We start from the raw sequence: 14,817 nt of genomic DNA, 5'->3' as shown, positions 1-14,817 counted from the left end.
TGTTTCAAGTCACTCTTATTAAATCAGAGAAGCTCTAAGGAGGCAAGGAAAATATAACCAAGCCGTTTTTCTATCCAAAATGAAGAACTTATGATAGGATAAGAACTAATTAATGATTTAATCATACTATACTTATAGGAATTGTAATAATAAATGGAGAGTGGATAAAATGGGAAGAGAGTTCATTTCTTTATTTGAGAATTGGGCAGATTCTTATGATGACACAGTAGTCGGGCATGACCTTCAATATAAAGAAGTATTTCGTAACTATGACGGCATTTTGGACGATGTTGTGAAACGTTCTGGTCATCAGGTGATCGAGTTCGGTGTGGGCACTGGAAATCTGACCGCTAAATTGCTGGCAGCCGGAAAAAAGGTCTGCGGTATTGAACCGTCAAAAGCGATGAGGGAAATGGCCGCAGGCAAGCTGCCGAAAGATGCAGCCGTTTTAGACGGGGATTTTCTCGACTTTCCAGCACCTCCGTTTTCACCTGATACGATCGTCAGTTCATATGCTTTCCACCATCTGACAAACGAAGAAAAGCGGGAAGCGGTAAGGCAATATGGAAAAATGCTTAGAAAGCATGGTAAAATAGTATTTGCTGATACCGTCTTCAAGGACCGCAAAGCCTTTCATTCCGCCGTCAAGGATGCGGAAAAAAAAGGGTTTCACCAATTGGCGGAAGACCTTGAAACGGAACATTATCCGACGCTTTCCGAGATGGAAACGATCTTTACCTCAGAACATTTCAGTATCGCCTTTCAAAAGCATAATGATTTTGTCTGGGTAATGGAAGCGGCAAAATTGTAAATTTGAAGGGAAGTTTTATGATATGAAAATAGCAGTTATCGGAGCAATGGAAGAAGAAGTCACAATTTTGCGAAGCAAATTGGAACAGACAAATCAGGAAGTCATTGCAAACTGTGAATTTACAAGCGGACTTTATGAAGGAAAAGAGGTTGTGCTTTTGAAATCCGGCATCGGCAAAGTCAATGCAGCCATGAGTACGACCATTCTGCTTGACCGTTTTAAGCCGGACGTTGTGATCAACACCGGTTCAGCCGGGGGCTTCCATCATTCGCTTAATGTAGGGGATATCGTCATTTCCACCGACGTCCGCCATCATGATGTTGATGTCACGGCTTTCGATTATGAATATGGACAGGTTCCAAACCTGCCGGCCGCTTATCAAGCTGACGGCACATTGGTCACAACAGCAGAAGAAGAAGCGTCTGAACTGGGGCACATTCAGGTTGTCAAAGGAACGATAGCGACGGGTGACTCCTTTATGAGCGACCCTGAACGCGTGGCCTTCATCCGCGGCAAGTTTCAAGACCTTTATGCGGTTGAAATGGAAGCGGCGGCCGTCGCTCAAGTCTGCCATCAATTTGATACCCCGTTCGTTGTCATCAGGGCGCTCTCAGATATTGCCGGAAAAGAATCTGAAGTATCATTTGACAAATTTTTGGAGCAGGCTGCAAAGCATTCGACAGACCTCGTGCTCCGCATGATCAAAAGAATCAATTAAAGCAGGGGGGACACCCCCTCTGTTTTGCACCTCTTGAAGGAGGAAGGAACATGAATGTGATCACAGATATCACACAATTAATCGGCAAAACGCCTCTGCTGCAAATATTGAATTTCCACATACCTAAAGGTGTCAACATATATGCAAAACTTGAAATGATGAATCCGGGCGGGAGTATTAAAGACAGGCTTGGAGAGATGCTGATTGCCGAAGCGCTCAGTTCAGGAAAACTTAAACCGGGCGGTACGATTATTGAAGCGACGGCCGGCAATACGGGAATCGGATTGGCACTGGCCGCCAGAAAACACAGCATCACACCTGTTTTTTGCGTCCCTGAGCATTTCAGTATGGAAAAGCAATCGATCATGAAAGCCCTTGGAGCAAAGATTGTTCATACACCGAGAAGCGCAGGAATGAAAGGCGCGATTGAAAAGGCGCTTGAACTTGAGAAGGAGACGTCCGATTCTTATTGTGTTTTGCAGTTTAAAAACCGAGTAAATCCATTGGCTTACTATAGAACGCTGGCCCCCGAAATATGGGATGACCTTGACGGACAAATTGACGTGTTTGTCGCCGGAGCCGGATCGGGCGGCACTTTTGCAGGGACTGCCCGGTTTTTGAAAGAAAAAAATCCGTCCATTAAAACGGTCATCGTTGAACCGGAAGGCTCCATATTGAACGGAGGGGAACCGCGCGGGCATAAAACCGAGGGAATCGGAATGGAATTCATTCCGGAATACATGGACGAAAACCATTTCGATGAGATCTACACAGTGTTGGACGAAGATGCGTTCCGGCTTGTAAAAGAAGCCGCCGAAAAGGAAGGGCTTTTGATCGGAAGCTCATCAGGCGCGGCTTTATTTGCGGCATTAAAAGAAGCTGAAAAAGCCAAGCCAGGCACAAATATTGTGACGATTTTTCCTGACAGCAGCGACCGTTATTTAAGCAAAAAGATATATGAAGGGGGAATTTGACATGAAACAAAAAACGAAAATGATCCACGGCGGTATTACTGGAGATGAACAAACAGGCGCTGTCTCAGTTCCGATTTACCAGGTCAGCACGTACAAACAGCCGCGGGCCGGAGAGCATACGGGATATGAATATTCAAGGACGGGAAATCCGACGAGAACCGCGCTCGAATCTTTAATCACAGATCTTGAAGGCGGTGCGGCAGGTTATGCGTTCGGTTCAGGCATGGCGGCTGTAACGGCGGTCATGATGCTGTTTGAAAGCGGTGGCCACATCATTTTGACAGATGATGTTTACGGCGGCACTTACCGGGTGATGACAAAGGTGATGAACCGGATCGGCATTGAAGCGACCTTCAGCGACACGAGCAGCATAGAAGACATCGAAAAAGCCATTAAGCCGAACACGAAAGCGATTTATGTCGAAACCCCGACAAATCCGCTTTTAAAAATCACCGATCTGCAAAAGGTCTCTGAAACGGCGAAAAAGCATGGTCTTTTGCTGATCGTGGATAATACGTTTTATACACCGTATTTCCAACATCCGCTTTCCTTCGGAGCCGATATCGTACTCCACAGTGCGACAAAGTATTTGGGTGGACATAGCGATGTCGTCGGCGGATTGGTTGTGACGGCAGAGAAAGAGCTTGGGGAAGAGCTTCATTTTATTCAAAATTCGACAGGCGGCATCTTGGGGCCGCAGGATTCATGGCTCTTGATGAGAGGAATGAAAACACTCGGTTTGAGAATGGAAGCGCATGAGAAAAATGCCCGGAAAATCGCCGAGTTTTTGGAACGTCATGAAGCTGTCCAAAAGATATATTATCCAGGCTTGCCGTCCCATCCCGGCCATGAGCTTGCCAAACGCCAAAGCGCGGGATTCGGCGGAATGATCTCCTTTGATATCGGCAAAGAAGAGAATGTGGACATCGTTTTAGGCAGGCTAAAGCTGTTTACCATTGCCGAAAGCCTTGGTGCGGTTGAAAGCCTGATCTCCGTGCCGGCCCGGATGACGCACGCATCAATCCCGCGTGAACGCAGGCTGGAGCTGGGCATCACCGACGGCTTGATCCGCATTTCTGTCGGTATTGAAGATATTGATGACTTATTGGATGACTTAAAACAAGCGCTGGCCCCGCTTTCTTAAATTGGCTGAATTTGCATGTCTGGTCAACTGTTAAACTATGTTATTCTGATTCATATCCACAATGAAGCGGAGCAGGTGATCATGATATGCAGCAGAAAAAAGTCAAGTCTTTAATGGAAGACTACAAGCAGTTTGCTTTTACACTTCTCAGTGTGAGCGCATTTTTATATATCGGTTCCATCATCCCTGACCATGGACTGGGAACAGGCCAAAAAACGATGATGATGTTCGCAACATGCGGTTTTTTGGCAGGCGCTTTCTTTTGTGTGAAACGCTCGCTTAAATATAAAAAACAATTGGATGAAATGGAAGAATCATAGGCAGAGAAACTCCGGGAGAGTTCTCTGCTTTTTTTAAAGCGTCTATTTTTTGAAAAAACGGTTTACAAACAGGAATTTGATGGATATACTTACAAAGTAAACAAAAAGCAGAGGAGGTTGATGAACATGAAAACCCTAATGACTACATACACTAGACGTTGTGAATACCATGTTACATTCAACCTGTGGGAGAAATTGTGCCCTTCCTTAACCGATGCTTTATCAGCACAGTGAAACGTTAGGAAGTCAAAACAATTACGCTGCTCCTCCCGCAAGATAAAGACACGATTTGTTTTTATCTGGCGGTTTTTGTTTGCGCCCGCAGGTTTGTCAGATGATCTGCGGGTTTATTTATTAGAAGCGAACTTGAAAGGAGGTGAGCGACATGACGATTAATTTATTCTTCTTAACATTGACCATTCAAAAAAAATTTAAAAGTCCGGAAGAGTACGAGCGAGAACACGAAATTGAACAAATGTACAATGAAATGAGAGACTTGCAGTTAAAATATCTTTATATGAACAGCCAGCGCTAATGGCGGCGGCAAAAAAATAAAAAAAGGAGGAGATGATCATGATGCAAAGAAAGGAACTGCTGGCACATTACACACAGGAGAAGGACCAGGTTTAGCGTGGGCTGCCCAAGTTCCGCATGGTTATGGGGCTGCATAATATGGATGAAGAATGCAATAGATGAATGCAGGTGATAAACATGCAGAAAAACGGCAGAATGCCTTTTATCGGCCACGGTTATACATCAATGCCCCATTCTTTTAAACACGGCTACGGGAATCCGTATCGCCGTCTAAGAATGGAAAGAGCGCGCCAATTCGGCTATTGGCCGCCTTATTGGTACTATTAAGAAGGAGCAAAAAAAGGCTGTCGAGAATTTCTCGACAGCCTTTTTTACATTTTAAGTTCACTATATATAGAATGAAGCTTGTGAAATAGAAAAGGTGAGGGACACTCGAAGTTTTCTCTTTTTAGCTTGCGCCAATATAAATAAAGGGAGGCGAAAACGCCCCCCACTGTTGATTTAGCAGACATAGCAAGCGCCAATAATAATCAAAAGAATGAACAGAACCACGATAAGCGCAAAGCCGCCGCCATAGCCGCCGCCATAGCCGCCGCCGTAGCCATAACCGCCATAGCCGGCTCCGCCGTAGCCGCAGCAGCGGCCGAAACCGCCATAACCAAAGCCCATGAATAGCACCACCTTTTAGTGAAAGTTCCATACATCCTATGCATTTATATGAAAGGTTGAAAGGGCGGATAGACCATTTCATCAACGCCTTTTTTGTACCATGGGATTTGATTTGTTTTTTTAAGGGCGAAACATTTTCAATGAAGAAGCCGTCTAGTTATGGAATGCAGGAAAAGAATCAGTTCATTTTTGCGATTGCTTTTAATATTCGGTTAATTTGCCGATGTGATTGGAGTAAGGCCCGTTTTGTCCTCTGGTTTGTCCACACCTAAAATCGGGCTAAAAAGAATTAAAGCAGGTGTTTTGACGTGTTTGAACAATGGCTTGGAAAACAATTGCGGAGTCCGAGAGGCATTTTAGCAAAATGGGTCGCTTCTTATATGGAAACCGGAAACCATGATATAAATGAATGGACCATTCATTTATTGGATGTCCGCCCGCATGAACGCATCCTTGAAATCGGAACGGGAAGCGGTGCGGCTCTGTGCCGGATAGCTGAACAGCTTGAAAGCGGCAAAGCTTGTGGAATCGATTCCTCCAAAAGCATGGTCAAGCAAAGTTTGCGCCGCACCCGGAATATAAGAGAGGAAGGGAAAGCGGAATTGAAGCTCGGCTATGCCGAAAACATTCCTTTTGATGATCGTTCCTTTCATAAAGTATTCTCAGTCCATACGATTTATTTTTGGACGGATGTTCAGCAAGCTTTAAAAGAAATTTACAGGGTTTTGCAGCTTGACGGCACTCTTTATCTCTCTATCCACCTAAAGGATCAAATGAAAAAATCGAAAAAAACAAAGGACTTTGCTTTATACACTGAAGAGCAGATCAAGCGGCAGCTTGAAGAAAGTCATTTCAGGGAAATCACCGTACATATGCGAAAAAATGATTGCTGCATAACGGCGGTAAAATAAAAAAATTCTCTCAAAATAAGACGTTTCAGATTGTTGACAAAATCCTATAACGGTTTAAGGATTTTGTCATCTTTTTTTCGCTGGAATCCAAGCTTATGCTCGGCTTGATAGATTTGACAGAACAAATCAGGTATGAAAATTAATATATAAGAATACCATCAAGTGAACAGAGCGGAATGGTTCTGTTCGCTTTTTAAATGTGTATTTTAGCACATGCTGGAAAATGGGTCTATCATCCTCATTTTGATTTTTATTTAAAAATTTTTATATTAAAAAAGGAATTTTCGAATGATCTGTCAAAAGGGAATATAAAGAAATTTGCGGAATGAACATTCATTCCGAACTGCGGGGGGCGAATTTACGTGGAACAAGAAAGTAAATATCAGAAGATCATTGAGGCTTCGCTCGTTCTTTTCGCAGACAGGGGCTTTGATGCTACAACCATTCCGATGATTGCCGAGAAGGCGGACGTTGGAGCAGGCACGATTTACCGATACTTTGACAGCAAGGAAGGGCTTGTGAATATTCTGTTTCAAGACAGTGTGAAGCATTTTAAAGAAAAGATAGAGGAAGGCTACCCGGAGTATTCAGCAGGCATACATGAGCAGTTTCAGCATATTTTCCGCTGCCTGTACAAGTTTTCGCAGGAAAATATTCACGCGCTTTATTTTTTGGAAATTGATAAAACCTCACATTATCTGAATGAAACAAGCCGGGCTGTACTGAATGACCTTTTGGATTTTATCTATTTATTTTTTGAAAAAGGCAAAGAGAGGGGCATCATTCGTTCGCTGCCTTCCCATATCTTGTCCGCGATGGTGTTCGGCTCTTTTGTCCACATTCAAAAGCTGGTGAGAGCCGGAGAAATCGAAGACCCTTCCGGACTGATGAAAGAGATTGAAGCGTGTTCTTGGCATGCTATCAAACATCGCGGGTGAAAGCTATTTTTTCAAAAATAGAAAGGATGATTTTCATGAAGAAGTTAAGTTCAATTCCAATCCCTAAAACATATGGACCGCTTGGCAATCTTCCTTTGATCGACAAAACCAAGGTCTCTCAGTCCCTTTGGAAAATCGCAGACGAGATGGGACCGATATTTCAATTCCAATTTGCTGATGGGATCGGTATCTTTGTTTCAAGCCATGAACTGGTTTCAGAGGTCTGTGACGAAACCAGATTTGATAAAAACATGGGGAAAGGCCTTTTAAAAGTTCGCGAATTCAGCGGAGACGGGCTGTTCACAAGCTGGACGGATGAGCCGAACTGGCGGAAAGCCCACAATATTCTTCTGCCGAGCTTCAGCCAGAAAGCCATGAAGGGATACCATTCTATGATGCAGGATATTGCGGTTCAGCTCATTCAAAAGTGGTCCCGGCTGAATCAAAATGAAAGTATCGATGTGCCGGAGGATATGACGCGGCTGACGCTGGATACGATCGGCTTATGCGGGTTCAACTACCGCTTTAACAGCTTTTACCGCGAAGGGCAGCATCCGTTCATTGAAAGCATGGTACGCGGATTGAACGAAGCGATGAGACAGACAAAGCGCTTTGAATTGCAGGATAAGCTGATGGTCAAAACGAGACGCCAGTTTAACCGGGACGTTGAATCGATGTTTTCCCTTGTTGACCGGATCATCGCCGAACGAAAACAAGCCGGCGGCCAGAGCGGCAATGATCTGCTGTCCCTCATGCTTCATGCGAAGGATCCTGAGACGGGTGAAAAGCTTGATGACGAAAATATCCGTTATCAAATCATTACATTTTTGATTGCGGGGCACGAGACGACCAGCGGTTTATTATCATTTGCACTTTATTTGCTCCTCAAGCATCCGGATAAGCTCCAAAAGGCATATGAAGAAGCAGACCGTGTGCTGACCGAACCTGTTCCGTCGTATAAACAAGTGCAGCAGCTGAAATACATCCGCATGATTTTGAATGAATCGATAAGGCTTTGGCCGACAGCTCCCGCCTTTTCTTTGTACGCAAAGGAGGAAACGGTGATCGGCGGAAAATATTTGATACCAAAAGGGCAAGGCATAACGGTATTGATTCCAAAACTGCACAGGGATCAAAGCGTTTGGGGAGAAGATGCAGAAGCGTTCCGGCCGGAGCGGTTTGAACAGATGGACAGTATTCCGCAGCATGCGTACAAACCGTTCGGCAATGGGCAGCGGGCCTGCATCGGGATGCAGTTTGCCCTTCATGAAGCGACATTGGTGCTTGGCATGATCCTTCAGCATTTTGAACTGGAAGATCATACGAATTATCATTTAGCGGTAAAAGAATCACTCACCTTGAAGCCTGAAGGATTCACCATACGAGTGAAACCGAGAAAAAAACAAATGCTGATGACATTCCCTGCACAGACAGCAGAACAAAAAGACCCGCAGGAAGAACCGCAGACTAAACCAGCGGGGGAAAACACGCACGGCATTCCGTTTCTTGTACTGTATGGATCAAACCTTGGGACGGCCGAAGGGATTGCAAAAGAGCTTGCCGATCAGGCGCGTTTGCAAGGCTATAAGTGTGAGACGGCAGAGCTTGACCAATATCAAGGAAGGATTCCAAAAGAGGGGGCGGTGATCATCGTAACGGCTTCTTATAACGGAAATCCGCCTGATAATGCTAAAGATTTTATGGATTGGCTTGAGCACGGTCATGAAGAAGATTTGTCAGGCGTCAAATATGCTGTGTTCGGATGCGGAAACCGCAGCTGGGCCAGCACTTATCAACGGATTCCCCGCCTGATTGACAGCGAATTGGAAAAGAAAGGCGCACATCGGCTGCTAAAGCTTGGTGAAGGGGATGCGGGCGATGATTTTGAAGGACAGTTCGAAGCCTGGCAAAATGATCTTTGGCCAGTTTTAAGAAAAGCCTTTTCTTTAGCAGAACTTATTCACCAAGAGGCAGACAGACAAGAACTGTCCGTCGAGTTTGTCAGCACACCTGCTGCTTCGCCGCTCGCTAAAGCGTATCAGGCATTTACAGCGCAAATATCAGCAAACCGTGAGCTACAGTACGAAGACAGCGGGAGAAGCACAAGACATCTTGAAATATCATTGCCTGAAGGCATCTCATTTCTGGAAGGGGATCATCTCGGAGTGCTGCCGCAAAACAGTATGGAGTTGATCGAGCGGGTCTTCAGCCGATTTGGATTAAGCGGAAATGAACAAGTGCTGATCACAGGAGAGCATCACACCGCCCATTTGCCGCAAGGCCGTCCAGTCGATATAAAAGATCTCTTTCAAAACAGTTTGGAGCTGCAGGAACCGGCCACAAGAGCGCAGCTTCGTGAATTGGCTGCACATACAGTCTGTCCACCGCATAAACGGGAGCTGGAAGAACTATTGGAAGCCGGAGTCTATAAGGAGCGGGTTTTGAAGAAGCGTGTGTCGATGCTTGATTTGCTTGAGCAGTATCCGGCTTGTGAACTGCCGTTTGCTCGCTTTTTAGCACTTCTTCCTTCACTCAAACCAAGATATTATTCCATTTCAAGCTCGCCTTTGCAAAATGAGCGGCAAACAAGCATCACCGTTGCCGTTGTAAGCGGTCCGGCGCTAAGCGGACGCGGGCAGTACAGCGGGGTCGCCTCAAACTATTTGGCAGGGCTTTCCCCCGGAGACAGCATCGCATGCTTTATCCGCTCGCCTCAGTCGGGATTCCGGCTGCCCGCTGACCCTGAAACACCAATCATCATGGTCGGTCCGGGGACGGGGATCGCGCCTTACCGAGGCTTCCTTCAGGCCCGCCGTATTCAACAAAATGCCGGCATAAACCTTGGAGAAGCACACTTGTATTTTGGCTGCCGCCATCCTGAACAGGATTATCTCTATCAGAGGGAGTTAGAAAAGGCAGCACAAGACGGACTCGTCCATTTGCACACAGCATTTTCACGTCTTGAAGGCCGGCCGAAAACATATGTCCAAGACCTGATGAAAGTGGACAGCGAAAGGTTGATTCACCTACTGGATAACGGCGCCCGCCTGTACGTTTGCGGGGACGGCAGCCGCATGGCTCCTGCCGTTGAACAAACGCTTTGTGAGGCATACGAACATGTATATCAGGCAAGTCAAGAGGAAGCACAAAACTGGATCTCCGCCCTGCAGGAAGAAGGACGCTACGCAAAAGACGTCTGGGATGGAGGCGATGTTTCAGGCGGTGTATTTAAAGCCTTCGGGGCAGAACATACTGTAAGAGCATAATGCTGAAAGAAGCAGAAAAAAAGAGACATTCTGAAATCAGGATGTCTCTTTTTGATAAGGTTAAACATGTTTGAAGCGGCAGCCTTCCCTTATGATTCAAATTGAGAGGTATAAGGAAAAAAGCCAACATGACCGGCTGCATTCAAACTTTCTAAAAACGGCTGATCTTCAGAAGGAATTGCCATGCAGGCTTTGATTTATGTATCGGCATATTTTGAAGAAAGTTTAGCTTGGAGTCTGGCTTTTATGTCGGTTCGAAATATTTTTGGATTGTTCTGTTCCGGCAAAGAGAATAACCGGATAAGCAAGAAAAAGCAATCCCATAATGAAAGCGATGATTCCCGTCCATTTAAAATGAGTCCAAAAAAACCCTCCGAATGAACCGGCCAGACTGGAGCCGAGATAATAGCTGAGCAAATAAAGAGAAGAGGCTTGAACGCGCTGTTCATTTGCCGATTGGCCAACCCAGAAGCTGGCGATCGAATGCGCTCCGAAAAATCCGAAGGTGAAAACAGCGATACCGGCTATTTTCAGCAGGAGCTGGGGAAGTAGTGTAAGCAAGGCGCCTCCGGCCATAATGCCGATGGCCATTTTCAACATAAATGAGCTTCCTAAGCTGTCGGCTTTCTTTCCCATATAGACAGAACTGAACGTACCCGCCAAATAAACGATAAAGATCAGCCCGATGACCGTATGTGACAATTGATACGGCGGCTCCATCAATTGAAACCCGATGTAATTAAACAGCGTCACAAAACTGCCCATCAATAAAAAACCAAGAGAAATCATCAGCAGAAGCCGTTTATTTGCGAAAACCGCAGCATAGGCGAGGCACATCTTTTTCACATTGGTTTGTTTTTTCACAAAGCGCCGGGGCCGAGGGAGCAATAGCCAAAACAAACAGCTTAATAACAGAGATAGCGCACCGATGATTCCGAGCGCTTCCCTCCAACCGAATAGGTCTGTCAAAAGGCCGGTTAAAAGCCTCCCGCTCATGCCTCCCAGGCTAGTGCCGCTAATGTACAGCCCCATCATTTTGCCGAGCCCTTTCGGATCAAATTCTTCACCGACATAAGTCATCGCAATGGCCGGCACCCCTGCCAGAACAAAGCCGAGCAGACCTCTCATCACAAGCAGTGCGGCAAAGCTTGGACTAAACGCTGTCAAGAGGCCGAGAATGGACGTTGCAAAAAGCGAAAAGGTCATGATATTTTTTCTGCCGAATCCGTCCGACAATGCTGCCGCTGTAAGTAATGCAAATGCCAATATGCCCGTTGAAATGGATAATGTTAAGCTTGCCGCCGCCGCTGATATGCCGAATTCCTCAGCAAACATCGGCATCAGAGGCTGTGTAGTATACAACGTCGCAAAAGTGACAAAACCGCTGATAAATAAAGCAATACTTGCTTTTTGATAATCCTTCGTATGCGGCTGAATGTATTTCATGGTGGTCCCTCTTTTCGTCAGTGCTGATCTATGATCCATCCTACGCTTTCAATTGTAATGTGTCTAATTTATAATAATTATGATTATCATGCGTTTCAGTTATGAAAGAAGGGGTGGGACAGTGGAGCTCTATCAAATCGACAATTTTATTGCCGTAAGCAAACATCGGCATTTTACAAAAGCCGCATTGGAACAAAACATTTCCCAGCCGGCCTTGAGTCGATCCATCAAGAAACTTGAGGAAGAACTGGGCGTTCCTTTATTGATGAGAAAAACGAAATCTGTCCGGCTGACAAAGTATGGCGAGTTGTTTCTCATCAAAGCAAAGCAAGCGCGCCTTGCACTTGATGAAGGTGTTCAGCGGGTCAGACAAAGTGCAGACCCCGATTGCGGCGACATTTCCGTGTCTTTTTTGCATACGCTCGGATCGCGGCTGATGCCGCAGATCATAGCCGAATTTAAACAGCAGTATCCGCAGGTTGCTTTCCGACTTTATCAGGCTGCGAATGAACCGCTTCAGCACATGGTGGAGACGGGAGAAGCCGATATGTGCCTGAGTTCTCCGCCGCTGCCGAACGAACTGCTTGATTGGACGGTCTTGGATAAAGAACCGCTTTATTTGGTGCTGCCCGCCGATCATCAGCTCGCAGGCCGGAAAGAAATCGCGATCAAAACAATAGCGGATGAAGATTTTGTCGGTTTTAAGCCCGGATATGGGCTTCGCTATGTTTTTGATCAAATGTGCCGGGACTTGAATATCAATCCGAAACTTGCGTTTGAAGGGGAAGAGGTTTCGACGATTTTGGGGCTTGTATCAGCGGGACTCGGGGCCGCAATTTTGCCGAAAACGGCGGAGCATGTCCATTCTCCTGTCGCATTTTGCCGCGTATCGGATTACAAATGCGAACGGACGATAGCCCTCGCCGTCTTAAAAGACCAATATTTATCGCCTGCGGCTTCCAACTTTAAACAGTTTGTTATCGAATATTACCGGCGGAAGCAGAAGGCCTGAGCAGTCAGCGGTAAAATAAAAACTTCCCATTGAAATGAATATCGTGTATATTGATAATGATAATCGTTATCAATGGGAGGTTTGTTATGTATCGGAAGTATGATTTTGCTGTATTTGCTCTTTTGCTCGCTTTTGCCGTTTTTCTTTCAGCATGCCAAAGCAAGACTCAAACAGAAGCCTCAGGGAAAAACGCGGAAGAAAAAAGAGTGGTGGAAACGGTCAACGGGGATATTACAGTACCCGCGAAACCGAAGCGGGTCGTTACGATAGGGTATGCGGCAACAGTGCTGGCATTTGGAATCAAGCCGCTTGGAGAAACGGGAAAATACCTTAAAAGCCCCTATATTAAAGATCAAGTATCCGGTGTTAAAAATATCGGAGCAAAAGACGGTGTTTCCGTGTCTGTGGAAAAAATTCTTGAGCTTAAACCCGATTTGATCGTGTCGATGAACAACGATTCAAAAGTCTATGAAAAACTGTCAAAAATCGCTCCGACCGTCGTCTATCCGTTCGGCACATTTAAAGATGCCCGCGAAGAAATGAAAACATTCGGCGAACTGCTCGGCAAAGAAAAAGAAGCTGAAGAGTGGACGAAAACATTCAATCAAAAAATGGAAGCAGCCCGTGCGAAAATCAAAAACGCAGCTGTTCAAGATGAGACATTTTCTTTAATCGGCGCCTATGCAAAATCGCTGTATGTCTATGGCGCTTACGGGTATCGGGGAGGAGAAGCCATCTATAGACAGCTCGGGCTGACACCGCCTGATTCGGTCAAAAAAGATGCCATTGAGGCGGCAGACGGATACAAGGTCATTTCCTTCGAAGTCCTCCCGAAATATGCCGGAGACTACATATTTGTCGATGAATCCTACAACGGCACCCTTGATCAGGACAATCCAGTCTGGAAGTCGCTTGACGCAGTGAAAAAAGGCCGGGTATTTTTCCTTGACCCTGACAGGTTCTGGCCCTATGATCCAAACGCCGTTCGAGCACAGGCCGAAGAAATTGCGGACATGATCGTGAAGCAAAAAAAGCAGGCTGAAAAGTAGCTTGAAAAACAGCGGGAAATCAGCATCTCACACGCTGGCTTCCCGCTGCAACCTTTCCTCATCTTTTTCCCCCGTAATGCTGAAATTGAATATCCAATGTGCGAAGGTAGGTTTGCAGGCCTGCATCTTGAATCGGAATAATGTATGCCGGTTCATCTGATTCATTATGATGAGAATGCCACAGCCCAGGCGGAGTTATAAAGGCTTTTCCGGTCACCCAGTCCACTCTTATGGGGTCAATGATTTCCTTTGTGACAGGATCGATTTGGGTTCCGACCAGTGTGTACGTACCGGGAGCGGCATAGGCGACAAAGTCAAGAGCCACCGATTTATGGCTATGAGGCGCTTGATTGGAGCCGGGCGGAACGATCCCGAACATCGCCCATAAAACATGGGTGATCGTCAACGTTTGATCGAATGTATCGTTGTTTAATAGAACGGAAATCCGGTTTCGTAAATGGGCGTCAGGGGAATCGGCCGCTTCAGCTAATTTGGCTTTTGCCTGTTCAGCGGTGTAGAGCGTTGGTTTGAAGCGTGCTTCTGCAGGTCTCACTCCTAAATAATGAAGGAGCGGTGAATCGGTAATATAATAGATTGCCGCATCTTCTGTTGCGGTATGCCGGCTGCTTGAGCCTGCCGGCAAGGTTAAAAAATCTCCTTCTTTCCAGTCAATCGCTTCTCCGTTCACTTCAGTCCTCCCCGCACCTCCAATGATGTAATATAATTCGCTTGTCGCATGGGGTTCAGTATTGACCGTCTCACCCGAACGAATCTTGAGGAAATGGGCGAGGAGGGAAGGGCTTGACGCAGGATAATCTGTTTTGAGCTCCTTGGAGATGTCCAATGGGATGATCCTCGTTTCGCCGGACTGGTATAATTCAGGACCGAATTCCTTTACAGGCACCTGACTGATTATTCCGCTTCCAATCGGGTCAGAGGCAGTGGTATACTCGAAAAAACGGGCATGTTTCGTCAAATGCTCGGCTCTGGTTTCAAATTGAGGATGAGTTGACATGAAAAAACCT

General features: G+C 46.0%; 15 protein-coding genes. 12 read left to right on the top strand and 3 right to left on the bottom strand.

Translation table 11 applies throughout. From position 1 onward, the window contains the following. The first annotated feature begins 169 nt into the window (after positions 1-169). The 7 genes from RBH91_RS15285 to RBH91_RS15255 all read left to right on the top strand — a co-directional run bounded on the left by RBH91_RS15285 (position 170) and on the right by RBH91_RS15255 (position 4,828). On the top strand, positions 170-811 hold the full coding sequence (locus RBH91_RS15285) for a class I SAM-dependent DNA methyltransferase (RefSeq protein WP_307892119.1): 642 nt from the start codon (positions 170-172) through the stop codon (positions 809-811). Between the two features lie 22 nt (positions 812-833). Next, positions 834-1,529 (top strand): 5'-methylthioadenosine/S-adenosylhomocysteine nucleosidase, encoded by a 696-nt coding sequence (mtnN, locus tag RBH91_RS15280; protein ID WP_076763442.1) that lies wholly within the window; start codon positions 834-836, stop codon positions 1,527-1,529. A 50-nt stretch (positions 1,530-1,579) separates the two neighbouring features. Beyond that, complete coding sequence (locus RBH91_RS15275) at positions 1,580-2,503, top strand: PLP-dependent cysteine synthase family protein (RefSeq protein WP_307892118.1); 924 nt, start codon at positions 1,580-1,582, stop codon at positions 2,501-2,503. A gap of 1 nt (position 2,504) precedes the next feature. Then, positions 2,505-3,647: a bifunctional cystathionine gamma-lyase/homocysteine desulfhydrase gene (locus RBH91_RS15270; protein ID WP_307892117.1), complete on the top strand. Its 1,143-nt coding sequence runs from the start codon at positions 2,505-2,507 to the stop codon at positions 3,645-3,647. Positions 3,648-3,733: 86 nt separating this feature from the next. After that, positions 3,734-3,967 (top strand): YrhC family protein, encoded by a 234-nt coding sequence (locus tag RBH91_RS15265; RefSeq protein ID WP_076763448.1) that lies wholly within the window; start codon positions 3,734-3,736, stop codon positions 3,965-3,967. A 385-nt stretch (positions 3,968-4,352) separates the two neighbouring features. Next, positions 4,353-4,502: a YrzI family small protein gene (locus RBH91_RS15260; RefSeq protein WP_076763450.1), complete on the top strand. Its 150-nt coding sequence runs from the start codon at positions 4,353-4,355 to the stop codon at positions 4,500-4,502. 176 nt (positions 4,503-4,678) lie between these two features. Continuing rightward, positions 4,679-4,828, top strand: coding sequence for a hypothetical protein (locus RBH91_RS15255; RefSeq protein WP_164470266.1), 150 nt, complete (start codon positions 4,679-4,681; stop codon positions 4,826-4,828). 174 nt (positions 4,829-5,002) lie between these two features. Here RBH91_RS15255 and RBH91_RS15250 read toward each other — a convergent pair whose 3' ends face one another. Then, on the bottom strand, positions 5,003-5,170 hold the full coding sequence (locus RBH91_RS15250; RefSeq protein WP_076763452.1) for a YjcZ family sporulation protein: 168 nt from the start codon (positions 5,168-5,170) through the stop codon (positions 5,003-5,005). A 308-nt stretch (positions 5,171-5,478) separates the two neighbouring features. On the opposite strand from RBH91_RS15250, the gene RBH91_RS15245 reads away from it, so the two are divergent. From RBH91_RS15245 to RBH91_RS15235, 3 genes are all read left to right on the top strand, one after another. Continuing rightward, positions 5,479-6,081 (top strand): class I SAM-dependent methyltransferase, encoded by a 603-nt coding sequence (locus RBH91_RS15245; protein WP_307892116.1) that lies wholly within the window; start codon positions 5,479-5,481, stop codon positions 6,079-6,081. A gap of 362 nt (positions 6,082-6,443) precedes the next feature. Further along, positions 6,444-7,019, top strand: coding sequence for a TetR/AcrR family transcriptional regulator (locus RBH91_RS15240; protein ID WP_307892115.1), 576 nt, complete (start codon positions 6,444-6,446; stop codon positions 7,017-7,019). A 35-nt stretch (positions 7,020-7,054) separates the two neighbouring features. After that, positions 7,055-10,285, top strand: coding sequence for a bifunctional cytochrome P450/NADPH--P450 reductase (locus RBH91_RS15235; RefSeq protein ID WP_307892114.1), 3,231 nt, complete (start codon positions 7,055-7,057; stop codon positions 10,283-10,285). Between the two features lie 225 nt (positions 10,286-10,510). On the opposite strand, the gene RBH91_RS15230 is transcribed toward RBH91_RS15235, so the two are convergent. Beyond that, positions 10,511-11,731 (bottom strand): MFS transporter, encoded by a 1,221-nt coding sequence (locus tag RBH91_RS15230; protein ID WP_307892113.1) that lies wholly within the window; start codon positions 11,729-11,731, stop codon positions 10,511-10,513. A 121-nt stretch (positions 11,732-11,852) separates the two neighbouring features. Here RBH91_RS15230 and RBH91_RS15225 point away from each other — a divergent pair, with 121 nt between their 5' ends. Beyond that, entirely contained in the window at positions 11,853-12,743 is an 891-nt protein-coding gene (locus tag RBH91_RS15225; RefSeq protein WP_307892112.1) for a LysR family transcriptional regulator, read from the top strand. A gap of 86 nt (positions 12,744-12,829) precedes the next feature. Beyond that, the gene (locus RBH91_RS15220) at positions 12,830-13,792 is read left to right on the top strand and encodes an ABC transporter substrate-binding protein (protein WP_307892111.1); all 963 of its coding nucleotides are present in this window, start codon (positions 12,830-12,832) and stop codon (positions 13,790-13,792) included. 58 nt (positions 13,793-13,850) lie between these two features. Here RBH91_RS15220 and RBH91_RS15215 read toward each other — a convergent pair whose 3' ends face one another. Then, positions 13,851-14,807 (bottom strand): cupin domain-containing protein, encoded by a 957-nt coding sequence (locus RBH91_RS15215; RefSeq protein ID WP_307892110.1) that lies wholly within the window; start codon positions 14,805-14,807, stop codon positions 13,851-13,853. Positions 14,808-14,817: the final 10 nt, after the last annotated feature.

Origin of the sequence: Bacillus swezeyi (genome assembly GCF_030908325.1) — a bacterium.
Classification (GTDB): domain Bacteria; phylum Bacillota; class Bacilli; order Bacillales; family Bacillaceae; genus Bacillus; species Bacillus swezeyi.
The sequence above is the reverse complement of the archived record's forward strand: the minus strand, read 5'-3'. Positions and strand labels throughout refer to the sequence as shown.